The sequence below is a fragment of the Streptomyces europaeiscabiei genome, from assembly GCF_036346855.1.
Classification (GTDB): Bacteria; Actinomycetota; Actinomycetes; order Streptomycetales; family Streptomycetaceae; genus Streptomyces; species Streptomyces europaeiscabiei.
Genome location: NZ_CP107841.1, coordinates 10,265,050 through 10,282,128 on the forward strand (window position 1 = coordinate 10,265,050; position 17,079 = coordinate 10,282,128).

At 72.5% G+C, this 17,079-nt stretch carries 14 protein-coding genes and 1 pseudogene; 8 read left to right on the forward strand and 7 right to left on the reverse strand.

Annotated features, from left to right (window positions below):
- Nucleotides 1–33 precede the first annotated feature (33 nt).
- The 6 genes and pseudogenes from OG858_RS44585 to OG858_RS44610 form a co-directional block, all read right to left on the reverse strand.
- On the reverse strand, nt 34–435 hold the full coding sequence (locus OG858_RS44585) for a VOC family protein (protein WP_328543804.1): 402 nt from the start codon (nt 433–435) through the stop codon (nt 34–36).
- 545 nt (nt 436–980) lie between these two features.
- The gene (locus OG858_RS44590; protein ID WP_328543803.1) at nt 981–1,661 is read right to left on the reverse strand and encodes a DUF4232 domain-containing protein; all 681 of its coding nucleotides are present in this window, start codon (nt 1,659–1,661) and stop codon (nt 981–983) included.
- Between the two features lie 601 nt (nt 1,662–2,262).
- Nucleotides 2,263–3,816, reverse strand: coding sequence for an FAD-dependent oxidoreductase (locus OG858_RS44595; RefSeq protein ID WP_319315130.1), 1,554 nt, complete (start codon nt 3,814–3,816; stop codon nt 2,263–2,265).
- A complete protein-coding gene (locus OG858_RS44600) occupies nt 3,813–4,541 on the reverse strand; it encodes a class I SAM-dependent methyltransferase (RefSeq protein WP_086746449.1) in 729 nt (242 codons plus the stop codon). The genes OG858_RS44595 and OG858_RS44600 overlap by 4 nt, the downstream gene beginning before the upstream one ends.
- A 118-nt stretch (nt 4,542–4,659) precedes the next feature.
- The gene (locus OG858_RS44605) at nt 4,660–5,895 is read right to left on the reverse strand and encodes a lycopene cyclase family protein (protein WP_086746450.1); all 1,236 of its coding nucleotides are present in this window, start codon (nt 5,893–5,895) and stop codon (nt 4,660–4,662) included.
- A gap of 385 nt (nt 5,896–6,280) precedes the next feature.
- Nucleotides 6,281–6,895 (reverse strand): annotated as a pseudogene (locus OG858_RS44610) (sigma factor-like helix-turn-helix DNA-binding protein); the annotation flags it as partial.
- 333 nt (nt 6,896–7,228) lie between these two features.
- Here OG858_RS44610 and OG858_RS44615 point away from each other — a divergent pair.
- From OG858_RS44615 to OG858_RS44640, 6 genes are all read left to right on the forward strand, one after another.
- Nucleotides 7,229–8,563, forward strand: a complete 1,335-nt coding sequence (locus OG858_RS44615; protein ID WP_327725875.1) for a polyprenyl synthetase family protein — start codon at nt 7,229–7,231, stop codon at nt 8,561–8,563.
- Nucleotides 8,560–10,104: a phytoene desaturase family protein gene (gene crtI / locus OG858_RS44620; RefSeq protein WP_319065875.1), complete on the forward strand. Its 1,545-nt coding sequence runs from the start codon at nt 8,560–8,562 to the stop codon at nt 10,102–10,104. The genes OG858_RS44615 and crtI overlap by 4 nt, the downstream gene beginning before the upstream one ends.
- Nucleotides 10,101–11,147: a phytoene/squalene synthase family protein gene (locus tag OG858_RS44625; protein WP_319267022.1), complete on the forward strand. Its 1,047-nt coding sequence runs from the start codon at nt 10,101–10,103 to the stop codon at nt 11,145–11,147. The genes crtI and OG858_RS44625 overlap by 4 nt, the downstream gene beginning before the upstream one ends.
- Nucleotides 11,144–12,148, forward strand: a complete 1,005-nt coding sequence (locus OG858_RS44630) for a DUF5914 domain-containing protein (RefSeq protein WP_086753943.1) — start codon at nt 11,144–11,146, stop codon at nt 12,146–12,148. Before OG858_RS44625 ends, OG858_RS44630 begins: the two co-directional genes overlap by 4 nt.
- A 1,054-nt stretch (nt 12,149–13,202) precedes the next feature.
- Nucleotides 13,203–14,267, forward strand: a complete 1,065-nt coding sequence (locus OG858_RS44635) for a tetratricopeptide repeat protein (protein ID WP_086752396.1) — start codon at nt 13,203–13,205, stop codon at nt 14,265–14,267.
- The gene (locus OG858_RS44640) at nt 14,264–15,307 is read left to right on the forward strand and encodes a polyprenyl synthetase family protein (protein ID WP_328543802.1); all 1,044 of its coding nucleotides are present in this window, start codon (nt 14,264–14,266) and stop codon (nt 15,305–15,307) included. The genes OG858_RS44635 and OG858_RS44640 overlap by 4 nt, the downstream gene beginning before the upstream one ends.
- Nucleotides 15,308–15,688: 381 nt before the next feature.
- Here the strand turns inward: OG858_RS44640 and OG858_RS44650 are convergent, their stop codons facing one another.
- Nucleotides 15,689–15,937: a prevent-host-death protein gene (locus OG858_RS44650; protein WP_319267016.1), complete on the reverse strand. Its 249-nt coding sequence runs from the start codon at nt 15,935–15,937 to the stop codon at nt 15,689–15,691.
- Nucleotides 15,938–16,274: 337 nt separating this feature from the next.
- Here OG858_RS44650 and OG858_RS44655 point away from each other — a divergent pair, with 337 nt between their 5' ends.
- Together OG858_RS44655 and OG858_RS44660 are read left to right on the forward strand one after the other, a co-directional pair.
- The gene (locus OG858_RS44655) at nt 16,275–16,679 is read left to right on the forward strand and encodes a hypothetical protein (protein ID WP_256960932.1); all 405 of its coding nucleotides are present in this window, start codon (nt 16,275–16,277) and stop codon (nt 16,677–16,679) included.
- A 145-nt stretch (nt 16,680–16,824) separates the two neighbouring features.
- Nucleotides 16,825–16,989 (forward strand): hypothetical protein, encoded by a 165-nt coding sequence (locus OG858_RS44660; protein WP_179201376.1) that lies wholly within the window; start codon nt 16,825–16,827, stop codon nt 16,987–16,989.
- Nucleotides 16,990–17,079 lie beyond the last annotated feature (90 nt).

Genomic DNA, 17,079 nt, shown 5'->3' on the forward strand with positions numbered 1-17,079 from the left:
CTCTCGCCAGGTCGGCGCGCCACTTGCCTGGCGTCATGCGTTCCAAGAGCGAGTGCACAGGACGAGGCGGTAGCCGTCCGGGTCCGTGATCGTCACTCCGTACTGGTCCCAATACGGATTGTGTGCGGTGACTCTGGTTCCCCCTGCGGCCAGGAGGCGTTCGATCTGCTCGTCGGTGACGGGAGTGCCGAGGTAGACGACGAAGAGGTCGTCCACGGTGGGGGTGGGCTCCAGCGGGTTCTCCGGATCGTGGGTGATCTCGAAGTGCCATGTCCCGGCGGGCGGGCCGACCATGAGCAGGTCGTGCTCGCCGGAGACACGCTCGGTGGTTCGCCACAGGACATCGAGCCCGAGTCCCTGGACGTAGAAGCGTTCGGCGGCTGCGAGGTCCCGGGACGGGCGCGCCATCCTGATCTGGGTGGTGGAGTCAAGCATGTGGAGCACTCCCATACGGCACCGCGAGGCGGGCCTGTCGAAGTAGTGGTGGTCGAACGGGCTCGGAGACTCCAAGTATCCCGGCTCGTATGGCAGTTGCAGTGCGCCATCAGTGCTCCTGCGCGCGGGCGGCCTCGGTGGTGCTGACGGCGGCACGATTCTGGACGGATCGTGGTGGACAGACTTCCCTTTGGAGTGGCCACGCGGGGGTCCGAGGTCGATCGAGGCCGTCGGATGACCATGCGTCAGTTCGAGGCCCGTCGGGGTGTCTGTCGTCCTTGAGGACATGACCAGGTGACGTGGGCCGGCCGCCGGGAAGGGCGACACGTGAGGGGGCCGCCATGGTTCCCCCGGTGCCCTGTCCGCGATGGCACCTGACCTGCCCGCGATCGTATTCGGGGTGGTGTCCCGGGGGCCGGGCTGTCGGCGTGGTCACCGGGCCGGTGCAGGTCAGGCCCGTCCTCGCGGGCCAACCGTCGGAGGGCCCGTCGCACCACGTACGTGCCTGGGTACGGGTCCGGGAGCAGTCCGGCGCGCGGTGGTGGTCAGTAGGTGAGCGCGTCCTCGGCGGTGCCGAAGAAACTGGTGACCTGGCCGTCGTTGACCGTCACGGGGCCGTCGACGATCGCCACGGTCGCCGGGCTCTCGGAGGCGGTGAGTGCGACTTCCACCTGGTCGGTGCTCTTGCCGCCCGCGGTGTCGGCGCGGGCGAACAGGATCCCGGCGTAGGCGCTCTCGCCGGCCTCCACGATCCAGTCCTTGCCGTCGGGGCCCATGTGCTCGGCGGCGCCGTCGAGCCCCGGAATCGTGATCACCAGCTCGTTCGCCGGCAGCAGACAGGGGTCGCCGCTCTTGTTGGTCGCGGTCAGCAGGGCGTGGTTGACGAGCTTGGACGCGACGGTGACCTTGTAGCTCAAGTCGGTCGTCTCGCACATGCCCACGCCACCGTCCTGATCGTCGTCCACCCCGGGTTCCGAGGACGGCGGGGCGCTCTCGGGGCTGCCGGACGAGTCGCCGTTGTCGCCGCCGCCGTCGCCAGGACCGGCAGTCGAAGGCGTGTCGCCCTCCTTGCCCTTGCCTCTGTCGGCAACGGACGGGCTCGCTGCCGCGCTCGGGGCGGCCGTGTCCTTCTCCGCGTCGCCGTTGCAGGCGGTCAGCGCCATGATGCCGAGCGAGAGGACGGCGAGTACGGCGGTGGTGCGGCGCGAACGAGTTGTGTAAGCCATGAGAAGCCCCCCGGGAATCGGAATGTCCCGGTGATCGTGCCGCACAGACGCGGTACTGCAACCTGCTCACATCGAGAGAGAACCGTCTCCGTACGGATTTGTGACAATGTGACCGCGACTGTGGCGGAGTGCACCCGGGTGACAGGTGTGGCAACCGCCGGGAACGAGGAACAGGCAGGCGGCCGGGCTCCTGCTCTGAATGGAGCAGTATCGCCGTGCCTGGTGCGGTCGACAGCAGACAGATGTCGAGGAACGCCAGACCGTACTGGCCGCCCGCGAAGAACAGTGGTGTTCAGTGTCCAGGCCATGTCGAACACAGGCCGCGCGCTCCGGAAGACGACCTCCGCCTCAAGAAGCGGCGTGGTGACTGCGCCCTGACACGCATGGCACCCGACATCAGGAGCCTCCCTCGTGCGGTACCGACTGGCATCGCCTCATGGCAGTAGCACCCTGACCGATGCCGCTTCTTGCGGGTGCCCACCACTGGGCCGCCCATGCGGCACGGGAACGGCTGCCCGGCGTGATCCTCGGCAGGCCGAGGATGGCTTCCGTGTGCGGGTAGCGCCGTCACGGTGTTCGAGGGACCAACCCCACGACGGCATCATCCGAGTCGCGCGAGGCGGCGCAGCAGCGGGCCGCGACCACGGTCGGGAACGGTCCACAGGGTCTGGCCGCTGACCCCCCACCGCTCGAGCAGGGCGTTGGCGGCGAGGAACCCGCTTGTGGCCGCGCGCTCCATGAGAGCGACCGGGAGGCCGGTGCGGACCAGGTCCCCGGCCACCACCAGTCCGGGGTCGCTGGTGCGTACCGTGGGCCGATTGTCGTACTCGCCGACCGGGAACAGCGGGCAGTCGGCCCGCCACTCGTGCCGTTCGTCCAGCACGGTCGCCTCGCGTGTCTCGGGGTAGACACGGTGCAACTGTTCCAGCAGACGCTTCTGTTCGACGTCGTGGGGTGAGCGGTCGGGCAGGGCGTAGGCGTGCAGTTCCACGACGGATCCGCCGGTGCGGGCGGCCCAACGCGCCGCCTCGCCCTCCCAGCGTTCGAGCACGCTGACGTTGTCGAGGGTGCCGTAGCCGCTGGTGCCCAGGAAGCCGGGACGGCCGACTGCGACGGGCCGGTCCAGCCACAGGCGGGAGACCAGGAACGGTGGCGCGCTCCGCAGGGTGGCCACCCGCTCGCGCCACGCGGCGTCGGCCAGGCGCGGGGAGCGTCCGACGAGGCAGCGGAGGCCGACCGTGTCCATGGCCAGGACGACGGTGTCATGGCGCAGTTCCTCCTGGCCGGCGGCGACGAGGAAGCCGCCGTCGGGCGTGGGCTCGATCATCTCGACCGGGGTTCCGGGGCGCAGGTCGGCTCCGTGGCCGCGCAGGTAGTCGGAGAGGGGGTTCCACAGGGCGGTGGGGAAGGGTTCGTCGGGTACGTCGAACAGGAGCCCTTCTGCCGAGCCGAGGAAGTAGATGTGGAACATGAGCACCATCTCGGCCGCGGACAACTCGCGGGGGTCGGCGAAGAAGCTGCGGGAGAACACCTCGAACGCGAGGTGCTGCGCGGCCTCGGGGAAGCGGATCGCGTCGAGGAAGTCGCGGGCGCTGACGTCGTCCAGACGGGTGTGGACATCGGGAACCCGGACGTCCAGCAGGGGCAGCGCGGCGACCGGGTTCATGCGGAACAGGTCGCGGAGGCCGAAGGCAGGGCTCAAGGCTACGAATCCGAGCGCGCTCCACGGAGGGGTGCGCGGGACGCGCCGGAAACTGTCGTCGAGACCGTCGACGTGCCGTAGGGGGTAGTCGGGCAGTCCCCGCAGACGCGTCAGACGGGGGTCGGTGCGTCGCAGCAGTCCGCGCAGGTTGTAGTACTGGCGGAAGAACGCGTGGAAGCCGCGGCTCATGGTGACGGTGGTGCCGTCCGACAGAACGGTCGGCCAGCCGGCCAGGCGTCCGCCGAGGGTCGGCTCCCGTTCGTAGAGGGTGACCCGCACGCCGCGTTCGGCGAGGGCCGTCGCGGCCGCAAGTCCGGCGATGCCGCCTCCGACGACGGCGGTGGTCGGGGGACGGCCGCCCGTGAAGCGCGGGGCGCCCGGCACGGCGTCCAGCCTGCGGGCCCGCCGGTCCCTGCCGGGCCTCATCGGGGCGGTGCGCCGGGGAGCCCTCATCGGCCGTCCTCGGTGGTGGCCGGTCGGCGGGCGACGACCGTGTGCGTGATGCCGGTCTGCCATCCGGGCAGGGGCAGCACCCTTACGGCTTCGAAGCCGTGGGAGCGGACCCGGGTGGCGAAGGCGTCCGCGGTGTCGAACTCGACCACGCTGCGCCACAGATGACGGTAGAGGCCACCGTCGCCGAGGAGGGCGGCGACGGGCAGGACCATGCCGCGGCACACCCCCGTCCACACGGCGCGGTGGGTGGCTCGGCCGCTGAGGGTGTACTCGTGCACCGCCAGGCGTCCCCGCGGTGCCAGTACGTCGCGCACCGTCGACAGGACGGCGTCGGGATCGGTGACGTTCCGGAAGAGATAGGCCGCGAACACGGCGTCGAACGGCCCCTCCACACCGGCCTCCAGCAGGCGTTCGGCGGGCGCGCGCACGAAGCGCACCCCGTCGCGCCAGGGTTTGGTGGCCGCCCGCTCCAGCATGCCTGCCGAGGCGTCCACCGCGGTGATCCCGGCACCGGGGAGAACGGCGGAGAGCGCGGCGGTGGACGCTCCGGTGCCGCAGCCGAGGTCCAGGACGCGCAGGCCGGCGCCGCCTCGGGGGAGGCCGAGGCGGCGCGCCGAGCGGCGCAGATGGGCGTGGTAGCCGGGGTTGGCGGCCACCAGTGTGTCGTAGCTGCGCGAGGCGTGGTCGAACGCGGCGGCCAGATCCTCGTCGCGGAGCAGCGTCATGGGGTCTCCGTAAGTTGTCGGGTGCACGGAGGTCGGGTGCACGGAGGTCGGGTGCACGGAGGTCGGGTGTACGGAGGTCGGTGTACGGGGCCGGGGTGCCCGGAGGCGTCCGTGCGGGTCATGGGTGGCCGGGATCACGGTCGGGCAGTGGTCTGCCGGAGACGGGGTGTGGGGCGGGACTACGGGGCAGCCAGGACAGTTCCGCGGCGGAGCGGAGCATCGGCAGTACGGGCGTGCGGACGCCGATGGCGAGGTCCTCGTGGAGGCGGGTTTCACCGTCCAGGAAGCGCAGCAGCCGCTCCGTCGGGAGCCGCGAGAACAGCCGCGCGAAGAAGGCGGCGCCGTCGACCCGGCCGCTGTCCAGGGCTCTCAGCAGGACCGCGTCCATCGCGCGCGAGCGGGCCTTGTGGGCGGGGGGAGGCAGCGGGTGCCGGCCGGCGCGCAGCGCCTCGGCGACCGCTCGTGTCTGCCGCTGGATGGCGGAGAAGGTGTAGCCCGTGGACGGCCGTGTGGCGCCGCCCGCCGTACCGATGCGGAACACCGAAGGCCCCGACCGGCGCTCGAAGCGGGCGTCGGTCATGGGGATCACTCCGGTCTCGGTCGAGACGATCTCGAAGCCGCTGAGACCCAGCACCTCCTCGGTGTAGTGGCGTAGAGCGGTGTCGTAGGCGTCGTGGGACAGGGCGGCACCGGAGAACTCGGTGTACTCCAGGAGTGCCTGTCGGCTGTCGGTGGGCAGGACATAGCCGAAGGCGAGTCCGCCGGGCGGCTGCGGGACCCGGAAATCCATGAACTCCACCGTGCCGCGATCGAACACGGGTTGCTCGGTGCGGACGAACCAGCCGTGGAAGTGCTGCAACAGGGTGGTGCGGGCGGCGGGCAGGCTCCCGAGGGGCCGGGAGTCGAAGACCCAGCGGGCGCGTACCGTCACGGGGGCGCCCAGGCCGGTGCGGGCGCGGATCTCGGCTCCCCCGGCGACACCGTCCACCGTCTCGACGGCCGCCTCCAGACGGCGGACCTCGTCGCTGCGTGCCAGTGCGCGCGCGACGAGTTCCTCGAAGTCCTCGGAGCGGATCATCTTGTAGGTCAGGGGCGCGATGTCCTCTTCGAGGATCCGCCCCTCGGGAGTACGCACCCGCAGCCGCCGCCAGTCGGCGCTGAGGGCGGCGTCGTAGGGGCCGGGCCCTTTCTCCCAGAAGCACCAGGTGCGGCTCGGGGGACGCAGTGTGCCGGGCGGCGCGTCCATCAGGATCACCGACAGACGGCGACTGCCGGGGGCTGTGCGTGACAGCCGGTGGGCGAGGGACAGCCCGGCCGCTCCCGCGCCCACGATGGCCACATCGGCTTCCAGCACCTGCGGCTCCCTCCCTGTCCGTCCGCGTCGGCGGAATGCGTGCGGCCGTCGGCCTCTCGCAAGCTTTCCGCCCAGCAGTCCGCGGCGGATGCAGGCTCGACCGGATTGTCGGCCGTGCGGGGGGCGTGGGGGAGTGACGGCGGTGCGGACGGCACGTGGTCGTCTCCGCGTCCCACGGTGTCGCTCCGGCTGTGCGGCGGGAAGTGCGGGCTGGACGGGTGCAGGGGACTTGGGGTGAGTGGCGCATGAGTTCCGAGTCGGGCGCGGGTGACGGCGTCCGGCACGACAGGTCGGCGGCGCGATGCGCACCGTACGGGCTTTCACGCTCCCGAGCCGTAGGCGGGCATCGATTCCGTACCGAGTTACGCGAGTGATCCGGGATGCCTCCCTCCTGGAGACAGCGGCTCAGTCGCCGCAGCCCGCGCCGGGCACGACTCTTGACCGTGCCCAGCGGCCGGCCGGTGGCCTCGGCGATCTGTGCCTGCGTCAGGTCGTCGTAGAAGGTGAGGGTGAGCACCCGGCGCTGCGAGGCCGGGATCCAGGCGAGCTCGCGGCCGATCAGGACCCGGTCGAGCACGGTGGCGGGCAGCGTGTCGGGGTTCACGGCCGCCTCGGTCATGCGTGCTCCGGCCGCCGCCACGAGTGCGGCCCGTCGCGTCCGTGCTGTCAGGGCACCGCAGTCTTGCGTCGCGTGATGCCGACGGGCCGGGCGCCCGGGGCGCCCCGATCCGGGGCGTACCCGGCACGCCCGCCCCACGCCCCGAGGAACACCGACGGCCTGACGTCCTCCGCCTCCCGGGCGTCGTTCGAGGGAGTGCCGGGCCAGGGTGTCCACGAGCGCGCCCCATCGGTGGTGGGCAGCGGTCAGGCAGTCCTCGTCCCCGGCGTCGAACCCGGCGACGAACTCGGCGGCCAGGTCCTCCTGCCTCGGGGAGTCCTCCGCCCAAGCCCGGAGCCGGACGCTGTCGTGGGTCTGTCCGGCGGCCTGTTGCGCGGTCATGGTGTCTGCTCCTTGTGCGGTGCGGGCTGAATCCGTAGCCGTTCCTTGTGGTGGTGCGGGATGAGGCGCGCATCCGGCCGTGCCCGTTCCGTCCGCGTCGGGCTCGTGTAGCCCGGCTCCTGCAACTCCTCCACCCTGGGAGGACGGGCGAGGAGAGGACACCTTGCATCGCCTGTGCAGGGCATTGCGCCGGTTGGTGCCGCGCCGTCGCACGGATGGCCCTCGGGCCGTGAAGGAGCCGCACCTTTTCACCCTTCCGGCGCATCCGGGTGCGCCTCCGCCACGGAAGGCGTTGAGACAGGCACCGCTGTGTTTGCGACGGAAGGAACCGTGATGGGCCCCAGCGACGCGAAGGACCACCCTCTGGCCGCGTCACCGCCCGGATCCCGAGCGGCGCCCCCGCGGGAGCCTGCCGGCGGCGATCCGCGCCCCGGGGGCCTCAGCTCCTCCGCCGGTACGCAGCAGGAAGACCCATCGCATCCGCTGCCCGGCGCAGGCGAACCGCACGCCGTCGACAGAGACGTCCCAGGGGCCGTGCGACGCGTGCTGGGGGATCTGCTGTCGGAGCGCACCGAACGCGCCGCCGCCCTCGACCCGGTGTTCGCGGGGGATCTGGCCGAGCGCGTCGCGCGCTTCGCCCTGAACGGCGGCAAGCTCATGCGTCCGCGCTTCGTGTGGTGGGCCCTGCGCGCGTGCGGTGGAGGGGGCGCAGAGGCGGGGGCCGCCCTACGGATCGGCGCGGCACTCGAACTGATCCAGACCTGTGCGTTGGTCCACGACGATGTCATGGACGGCTCCCCGCTGCGCCGCGGACGGCTCGCCCTGCACGCCGACGTCGCCGCGCAGTACGCCGACGGCATGGCTCCCGCGCACGGGACGCGCTTCGGGGAGGCCGCGGCGATCCTCGCCGGCGATCTGGCCCTGGCCTGGGCGGACGACATCGTCGCGGACACCAGGACCGCGCCGGCCACCGACCGCGTCGTCCGCGAGCTGTGGAGCACCATGCGCACCGAGATGGTGGCCGGGCAGTACCTGGACATCCAGGGCCAGGCCACCTCCTCCAGGTCGCTGGCCCGCGCGATCCGCGCCGCCTGCCTGAAGAGCGCCCTGTACTCCGTGGAGCGTCCGCTGGCCCTCGGAGCGGCCCTGGCGGGCGCGGACGCCGCGCGGACCCAGGCCCTGTGCTCGGCGGGCCGGTGCGTCGGCATCGCCTTCCAACTCCGGGACGACCTCGGCGACGTCTTCGGTGGCCCGCGGCACACCGGCAAACCCACCGGGGGAGACATCCGGGCGGGCAAGCCCACCTATCTGGTCGCCGTGGCGCAGGCCCGCGCCGAGGCGGCCGGCGATCGGCGTGCCCTCATCCTGCTGCGTCAGGCGCTCGGCAACGTCGATCTCTCGGAGAACGGTCTCGCCGAGGTCGGTGACGTCATCGTTCGCACCGGTGCGCGCGACATCGTCGAGGCGAAGATCGCCCGGCTGGTCACGCGGGGACTGCGCCATCTCGAGTCCGCCCCGCTGGAAGCGGAGGGTCGGCTGCGCCTGCGGGAGCTGCTGCACGCCACGGCCGGCAGCGCGCCGACGCCACCGCCCTCCTGCGGCACACCCGGTCCCGTGGACGTCCCGGTCTCGCTCCTGCTGGGCGCCGTCGAGGGGGCCGCCCGATGACCAGGACCGTTCCCGGGCGCACGGATCACGTCGTGGTCGTCGGTGGCGGACTCTCCGGCCTGGCGGCCGCACTGCACCTGCTCGGTGCCGGCCGGCGGGTCACCCTCGTCGAGCGCGACGCGTTGCCCGGCGGGCGCGCCGGACGCCTGGTGCGCGGCGGCTACCGCATCGACACCGGACCCACCGTGCTGACCATGCCGGAGCTGGCGGACGAGGCCTTCGCCGCGGTCGGTGAGAACCTGCGCGACCGGGTCGATCTCGTCCCTCTGCACCCGGCCTACCGGGCCGTGTTCGCCGACGGCAGCAGCATCGACGTACACACCGACGCCGAAGCCATGGAAGCGGAGGTCGAACGCTTCGCGGGTGCCGAGGAGGCCGTGGGCTACCGGCGGCTGCGCGGGTGGCTGGAGGAGTTGTACCGGGCGCAGCAACGGCGCTTCATCGACACCAACTTCGACTCACCCTTCCAACTGCTCACCCCGGACCTCGCGCGGCTTGCCGCGCTGGGCGGCTTCGGACGGCTGGACGCGCGGATCGGCCGCCACCTGCGCGACGAACGCCTGCGCCGCGTCTTCTCCTTCCAGTCGCTGTACGCCGGGGTCGCGCCGGCACGGGCGCTCGCCGCGTACGCCGTGATCGCCTACATGGACACGGTGGCCGGCGTGTACTTCCCCCGCGGCGGGATGCACGCCCTTCCGCAGGCCATGGCGGACGCCGCCGCCGAGGCGGGCGCCGACCTGCGTTTCGGTCAGGAGGTCATCCGGCTGGAACGCTCGGGCGACCGCGTCACCGCCGTGGTCACCGCACAGCAGCGCATCCCGTGCGACGCCGTCGTCCTCACTCCGGACCTGCCCGTCACCTACGCCCTGCTCGGCCGCACACCACGTCGCCCACTACGGATCAGGCATGCGCCGTCGGCCGTCGTCCTGCACGCCGGAACCGACCGCACCTGGCCCGGGCTCGCGCACCACACGCTGTCCTTCGGGGCCGCGTGGCGGCGCACCTTCGACGAACTCACCCGCACCGGCAGCCTGATGAGCGATCCCTCGCTGCTGATCACCCGTCCCACGGCCACCGACCCGACCCTCGCCCCGCCCGGCCGCCACCTCCACTACATCCTCGCCCCCTGCCCGAACACCGACATCGGACCGGACGCCGCCGCGTGGGGCGACCTGGCTCCGCGCTACCGCGACAGCATCCTGCGCGAGCTGGAACGGCGAGGACTCGACGGTATCGCCGACGCCGTCGAGGAGCAGGCCCTGGTCACACCGGCCGACTGGCACGCCCAGGGGCACGCGGCGGGCACCCCCTTCTCGGCCGCCCACACCTTCGCGCAGACCGGCCCGTTCCGGCCGCGCAACCTCGTTCGCGGCACCGCGAACGCCGTACTCGCCGGCTGCGGCACCACACCGGGCGTCGGCGTGCCGACCGTGCTGTTGTCCGGCAAACTCGCCGCCGTCCGGATCACCGGCCGACACACGACACCCGTCCCCGGGCGCGTGCGCACAGCGCCGACCGCATCGGAAGGAACCCCTTCATGACCGCCCGCGAACTCGACGCGGCGGGCATCACCGAGCCGGCCCTGCGCGACGCCTACACGCGCTGCCGCCGCCTCAACGCCAGGCACGGCAGGACCTACTTCCTCGCCACCCGGCTGCTGCCCGTGGAACGCCGCCCCGCCGTGCACGCGCTCTACGGCTTCGCCCGCTGGGCCGACGACATCGTCGACCGTCTGGACGCGGGCGTCCCGCGGCACCGCCGCGCGGCGGACCTCGCCCTCCTGCACGAACGCCTCGAACGGGGCCTGCGGGACGGCGACAGTGCCGAGCCGGTCGTCCTCGCGCTCGCGGACACCGCCCGCCGCTACGCCATCGACCACCGGCACTTCAGCGACTTCATGGCGTCCATGCGCAGCGACCTGGACGTCACCGACTACGCGACCTACGACGCCCTGCGCACCTACATGCACGGCTCCGCCGCCGTGATCGGGCTGCAGATGCTGCCGGTCCTGGGAACGGTGGTCCCGCGCGAGGAGGCCGCCCCGCACGCGGCCGCACTGGGGCTCGCCTTCCAGCTGACCAACTTCCTGCGCGACGTGGGTGAGGACCTCGACCGCGGCCGCCTCTACCTTCCGGCTGACCTGTTGGGCGCGCACGGCGTGGACCGGGAGTTGCTGTCGTGGAGCCGCCGCACCGGCCAACGCGACCGGCGGATCACCCAGGCACTGCGGGCCTTCGAGGACCTCACCCGCGGCGTCTACCGTGAGGCCGCTCCCGGCCTCGCCATGCTCGACCCCGTCGCACGTCCCTGCATCCGCACGGCGTTCGTGCTGTACGGAGGGATTCTGGACGCGGTCGCCGACGACGGGTACGCGGTGCTTCACCGGCGCGCCGTGGTCCCCCGGCGGCGGCGTGCGGCCCTCGCCGTCGACGGGTTCGTACGCCTGACGACGGCATGGGCCGGAGGGCGCGCCGGGGTGCGGCGGACAGCACCGCCTACGGTGAGGGCCGCACTGCCCGCAGCAGGACACCCGCCGGCCGGCGGGTGTGCCTCACCGGACTCGCTGCACGAGGAGGTCGTGTGAGCCCCCGGCGTCCCGTCCGCCGCGGACGGTACCCCCTGTCCCTGAACCGCAGCCCGGTGGCCTGGGAACGACAGCGGCCCACCTGGCGCGAGGCCCGCCCGGCGGTGATCGACCGCGCCCTCAAGCGCGCGCAGGCCCGCCCGTCGGGCAACTGGTACGTCGTTGGCGCGACCCGGGACATCCGTGAGGACCGCCCCCTGGCCCGGACGGTCGCCGGCCGGGAGGTGGTCGTCTGGCGCGACGCGGACGGCCGGCTTGTCGCCGGGCCCGGTGTCTGCCCCCATCTGGGTGCGCCGCTGAAGGACAGCCCCGTGCGCTGCGGCACACTCGTCTGCCACTGGCACGGACTCGCCCTGACCGGGACCTCGTTCGCGGGCTGGGAGCCTCTGTCCGCGTACGACGACGGAGTGCTGGTGTGGGTGCGGCTGGACGACGTGGGCGGCGAGCCGCCGCTCGAAGCCCCGGTGGTGCCGGTGCGGCCGGCCCGTGCGGCGTCGGTGTCGGCCGTCCATGTGGCGGTCGGCACCTGCGAGCCGGAGGACGTGGTCGCCAACCGGCTGGACCCGTGGCACGGCGCCTGGTTCCACCCGTACTCCTTCGTCGACCTGACCGTCGTCGACGTGCCCGCGGGGGAGGAGGACGGCTTCGTCGTCGATGTCTCCTTCAGACTCGCCGGGCGGCTCGTCGTGCCGGTGCGGGCGGTGTTCACCGCGCCCGAGCCCCGTACGGTCGTCATGCACATCACCGACGGTGAGGGACTGGGGTCGGTGGTGGAGACCCACGCGACGCCGCTTGCTCCCGACGACCGGGGCAGACCCCGGACGGCGGTGGTGGAGGCCGTGGTGGCGGCGTCGGACCGGCCCGGTTTCGCCGTGGCCCGTAGGGCGGCTCCGCTGCTGCGGCCGCTCATGCGGGCTGCCGCGGGCCGACTGTGGCGCGACGACCTCGCCTACGCGGAGCGTCGCTGGCACCTGCGCTCCACGGGTCGCCTGCCTTACTGATCCGCGCGGCCGACCGGTGACCGTGCGACGCCCGCGCGTGCGTCGCACGTCCGGACCGGAGCCAGTCGTAGGCTCCGGCGGGTCGTGTCCCGCGTCGTGGTGTACGCGATCAAGCTGTGCGCGTTCCGGTACGAGACCGTTGGCGATCTCCGCAGAGGCGGCAGTCCACGAGGCGCCCCGCTGAGTTGAACACCCGGTCCGGCGGTGCCACCGTCCCCGACCTGCGGATTCCGGGACCTTGATTGGCTACACCACCCGGCGGGACGCCATCCTCCGGCGACCCGGGCCGGTACGGCCGGGCCAGGGACAGTCGGCCACGCGGGCCCGCCGTCCCACAGCCGCCGAGCCAGGGCCCGGCCGAGCACCTGGCCGCGCCGGCCACCGAACCGGTCGTGATCGCGCCCACTCTGCCGGGCGGTCGCCCGTAAGCGGGAGTCCTCCGGCGATCGGTAGGCGGAGGTCGAGCACCTGCTGCCCTGGCACGTCTCCACCACGCTGCGCCATGTGCAGGCCTCTTCGCCGCCGTCGCAGCGGAATGCCCCACCCGTCCTGCCGGCCTGCCTTCCCGACGAGCACCTCACGCTGCCGTTGCAGGCACTCGACGCCGCCACGGCGGGCTGAACGCCTGACTGCAGGTCACGAGATCACGAGACGCAAGTCCCCTGCCGGGCCCGCTGTCGTGGAAAGCGCCCTTGAAGGCGGCGGTCGGACAGCCCGAGGCGACCTCGGCGGGGACACAGCGGAATCGGGCGGCCGGGGCTGGACGCGCCGACGCCCTTCCGCCGTCGCCCAAGGGCCATCGTCGTGACGCCCCCGGCGAAGCCACTCCGCGGCGTTGAGCCTCCTCGTGAGGTGATCTGCGCCTCACGGGCAACCTCCTTGGCGCGCATGGCATCTTGATCAGCAACAGATGATTCCGAGGCCCTTGGGCCAGGGTCGCTTCCTACGCTCTATACACACCATGTATACGCAGCGTGTAGAGATCGCATGTATAGACGGCATGCATAGACGACATGTGCTGACAGGCGGCATGCGTACGGACCGAAAGGCAACCATGTACGGCAAGGCGTTCGCCCCCGAATACCAGGGCGCCCTGACCACCCTTTCCGTGAACTCCTCGCTCACCGAGGTACTGGCGGCCGGTACACGGCAGTTGAGAGAGGCCGAGCGTGCCGGGGAGTCCGGCGAGGCGGCCCGTTCCGGGCTCGCGGTGGCCGAGGCGCACCGGCGGTTGGGGCAGATAGGGGAGGCCGACCGGGCGTGGAAGGCGAGTTACCGGGCGGCCAGGGCGGCTGAGGACAAGGCGGCGATGGCGTGGGCGCTGTGGAGCGGCGGCACCCTGGCGCGGCAGCGGGGTTCGTTCGCGCTGGCCCGGCGGCTGCTCGGGCTCGCGGCCGGACTGGGTGAACAGGGAGGGGATGTCGTCGTGCGCGGCTACTCCCTCGCGGGGCTGGCCGAGACGGGCAGGATCCAGGGCGACTACGAGGCTGTCGCCCGGCTGCACGAGCAGTTGCTGGCCGAGGCCCGACGGCGCGGCGAGGCGCGGCACACGGTGTGGGCGCTGGAGGGCATCGCGCAGATCCACCGCCAGCGGGGGGCCTACGACAGCGCGTACGCGCTGTTCGAGGAAGCGGCAGCGATAGCCGCGGGCGCCGACGACCGGCGCGGCCACGCCTGGGCGCTGCGCGGGCTCGCCGACATCGTCTCGGCGCGGGACGGGGACGCCGGTCGGGCGCTCGCCCTGCTGTCGGAGGCGGAGGCCACCTGCCGGGCGATGCGGCTCTCCAGCGCGCTGGCCTACAACCACAAGATGCGTGGCAACGTCTACTACCGGGCCGGGCGTCACGCCGAGGCGCGGGACACGTACGAGCTGGCGCTGGCGGAGTTCCGCGAGATGAGCGAGCCGCGCGGTCAGGCACTGGCCCGGCTGGGGCTGGCCAAGTCGCTCGCCAGGCTGGGCCGCGACCGTGCCGAGACGGCTGCCGAACTGGCTGATCTGGCACGAGAGTTGGAACGGATCGGGCTGCGGCACGCCAGACAGATGGTGGCGCGGGCGCACGAAGAGCTCGGGGTCCGGGCCCATCAGGAGGGCGGCGTCCGGGCGGAGGCCGCGCGGTGACGCCGCTCTCCGCGGCGCTGCGGGCGCCGGTCGACGTCCCCCTCGTCCTGGGACGTTGCCGTGAAATGGTGCGGCCCGCGCTGCTGGAGGCGGTCGGGCGGACGCACCCCTGGGTGGGTGAGATGGCCGCGTACTCCTTCGGCTGGTGCGAGGTGGGCGGTGCTCCCGCTCCCACTGCCGCATCCGGTGGCAAGGGGGTGCGGCAGGCACTGGCCGTGCTCGGAGCCGAGGCGGTGGGTGCCCCTGGCCGGGCCGGGGTGCCCGCGGCGGTCGCGGTGGAACTGGTGCACGCCTTCTCGCTGCTCCACGACGACATCATGGACGGCGATGCGGATCGGCGCCGTCGCCCCGCGGTCTGGAAGGCGTACGGCACCGGGCCCGCGGTCCTCGCGGGCGACGCCCTGTTCGCGCTGGCGGTCGAGACGCTCGCCGCCACCGAGGCGGGTGCGCCCGTGTTGCGGACGCTGTCGGCGGCCCTGGGAGATCTGGTGCGCGGACAGGCGGACGACCTGCTGTTCGCCGCACGCCCCTGGACGGGGCCCGAGCGGGTGCGGCCTGCGGAATACCGGGCCATGGCCGAGCACAAGACCGGCGCGCTCCTGGGCTGCGCGGCCGCGCTCGGCGCCCTGCTCGGCGGCGGCCCGCCGTCCGCGGTCGCCGCTCTCGACCGGGCGGGCCGCCGTCTCGGCCTGGCGTTCCAAATCGTCGACGATGTGCTGGGCATCTGGGGCGACCCTGAGATCACCGGCAAACCCGTTCACGGCGATCTTCGGGAGCGCAAGAAGACCTTCCCCGTGCTGGCCGCACTCGACTCCCCGTCCCCTGAAGCGCGGCGTCTGGCCGTGGTGCTGAAGTCAGGAGCGGACCCACAGGAGGCGGCCGTACTCGTCGAGGCGGCGGGCGGCAGGGCGGCGGCGCTGGCCGAGGCACGCAATCACATCGCGGCGGCGGAGGCCGCGCTGGCGGACGTCTCGCTGCAGGGCACGGCAGGCGACGAGCTGCGGGCGCTGGCGGCGTTCCTCGTGCGTCGCGACCTCTGAGGGAGTTGTCGGCCGCGTTCCGGGGCCTTCCACCGGGCCTCGGGACAGCCGGGCGCATCCTCTCCCGACGGGCGCACCGATCCCCGAGTCGGCCTTCGTCGCCTCCGCGGGGCAGGGCGCGTACGGTGCCCGCCCGTCTCCGGGGGAGGCTTTCGGCGATGGCGATGGCGATGGCGATGGCGATGGCGGCGACGATCAGGTCGGCGATGCGGCCCGCGCTGACGACGGCAGCGCTGACGACGGCAGCGCAGACCTGGCCGTAGATGCGGGAGGCTTCCGCATCGAAGGGGATGGTGGGGCCTGCGGAGAGTTCCGCCACGGTGATGGCGGTGACGGCCATCTCGGCGGGCAGTTGCTCCGGGTTGATCCACGTGCGACGGATCATGATGTCGGTGTCGAGGTGTCCCTGCTGGTGCTCGCCGGGTACAGGGGGCGTCCGGCTCCTGGGTCGGCGGGGGCGTCCTGGTCGGCGCGGAAGGCGTTCGGGGAAACGGCCGGGGCGGTGCGGGACATGGCGGCGAACTCGCCGCGCGGGACGAAGCGCCGGCGTCGGCGCAGAGGGATCAGCTCGCCGATGCGGTGGCCGTCGCGGGTGACGGTGAAGGACTGGCCGCTCTGGGGGGCGTCCATGATCTCTTTGGACTGGTGCGCAGATCACGTTGGGTGATCCCGGGTTGCGCGGTCGTGGGTCCAGGACGGCCACCGGGTGCTACCAGGTGCCACGCGTCTCGTGCCCGCGGGCCTCGTCCGGGCTTCGGGCGTGACTTGTGGCAACGACCGTACGGCTTGTGCCAACGGTCGTACGGCATGGAGGCGACTCCTCGGCGCCGAGAACAGGCAGTGTGTTTCCGCGCGCCGAAGCGACGGCGGAGGAGGTCGCGGCGGACGGACGGCGATGGCACATACGTACATGGAATACGTACTCCTACTGATGTGTCCCTGACGCCTGTGCCGTTTCCTTGCGTTCATGACGACAGCGGGCGTGAAAGCGCAGATGCCGAAGAGTGTCAGGCTTGCGCTGGTGGGGGTATGGGTCCAGGCCGTGCTGAACCTGGCGGCCGGCGCCCTGTTGCTGGCCGTGGTGAACGACGCGGCGGACCACGGTCAGGACGAGGGGGCCGGGCTGCTCCGGTTCGTGGCGGTGTTGTCGCTGCTGATCGCGGGGGCGCTCCTGCTGTGCGGCGTTCTCGCGGGCAAGCGGTCGAACGGGATACGTGTCACGGTCATCGTCATCGAGGCGCTGAGCCTGCTGAGTGGTCTGCTGGGCCTGCTTCAGGGGGGCGGCGTCTCGGTTCTCCCGGGCATCGCCTTCGCCCTCGCCGTGCTGCGGGGCTTCAGTTCCGCGGAAGCCAGGAGCTGGTTCGACCGGTGAGGTGCGTATCGAAGCGCGTACCCGGGCCGAACCACTCCGTCGCGCATGTCGTCGGGGCCCTCGCCGTGGCCGTTCTGTTCACCGGGGGTGTTCGAGCACCCAGGGCGCCTCCCTTTCCGGGGATCCGCCCGAGAGCGCGACGGGGATGTCCGAGTCACCAAGTCCTTCGGAACTGCCCAAGGATGACGAGATCGTCGGCGGCGAGGACCTCTGGAGTCGCGCCACGGTGGACTTCCGGTCGCAGCGGGTCACCGACCACGAACTGTCCGAGCCCTCGGCACCGCAGGTCTTCCGCTCTCCCACGCCCTGAGCCTCTTCCGCGGGGTCCGGGCGTGCACCGATGTCTTCACCACCTGAACAGGCCCTGCCACAAGGACAGTCCGGCAGGGCCGCCCGACCT

What these genes read in the sequence shown, in the direction of transcription:
- OG858_RS44615 (WP_327725875.1), top strand. Translation starts at nt 7,229, where the DNA reads ATGGGCCCCAGCGACGCGAAGGACCACCCTCTGGCCGCGTCACCGCCC.
- OG858_RS44595 (WP_319315130.1), bottom strand. Translation starts at nt 3,816, where the DNA reads ATGAGGGCTCCCCGGCGCACCGCCCCGATGAGGCCCGGCAGGGACCGG.
- OG858_RS44655 (WP_256960932.1), top strand. Translation starts at nt 16,275, where the DNA reads ATGACGACAGCGGGCGTGAAAGCGCAGATGCCGAAGAGTGTCAGGCTT.
- OG858_RS44660 (WP_179201376.1), top strand. Translation starts at nt 16,825, where the DNA reads ATGTCCGAGTCACCAAGTCCTTCGGAACTGCCCAAGGATGACGAGATC.
- OG858_RS44600 (WP_086746449.1), bottom strand. Translation starts at nt 4,541, where the DNA reads ATGACGCTGCTCCGCGACGAGGATCTGGCCGCCGCGTTCGACCACGCC.
- OG858_RS44590 (WP_328543803.1), bottom strand. Translation starts at nt 1,661, where the DNA reads ATGGCTTACACAACTCGTTCGCGCCGCACCACCGCCGTACTCGCCGTC.
- crtI (WP_319065875.1), top strand. Translation starts at nt 8,560, where the DNA reads ATGACCAGGACCGTTCCCGGGCGCACGGATCACGTCGTGGTCGTCGGT.
- OG858_RS44650 (WP_319267016.1), bottom strand. Translation starts at nt 15,937, where the DNA reads ATGGACGCCCCCCAGAGCGGCCAGTCCTTCACCGTCACCCGCGACGGC.
- OG858_RS44585 (WP_328543804.1), bottom strand. Translation starts at nt 435, where the DNA reads ATGCTTGACTCCACCACCCAGATCAGGATGGCGCGCCCGTCCCGGGAC.
- OG858_RS44635 (WP_086752396.1), top strand. Translation starts at nt 13,203, where the DNA reads ATGTACGGCAAGGCGTTCGCCCCCGAATACCAGGGCGCCCTGACCACC.
- OG858_RS44625 (WP_319267022.1), top strand. Translation starts at nt 10,101, where the DNA reads ATGACCGCCCGCGAACTCGACGCGGCGGGCATCACCGAGCCGGCCCTG.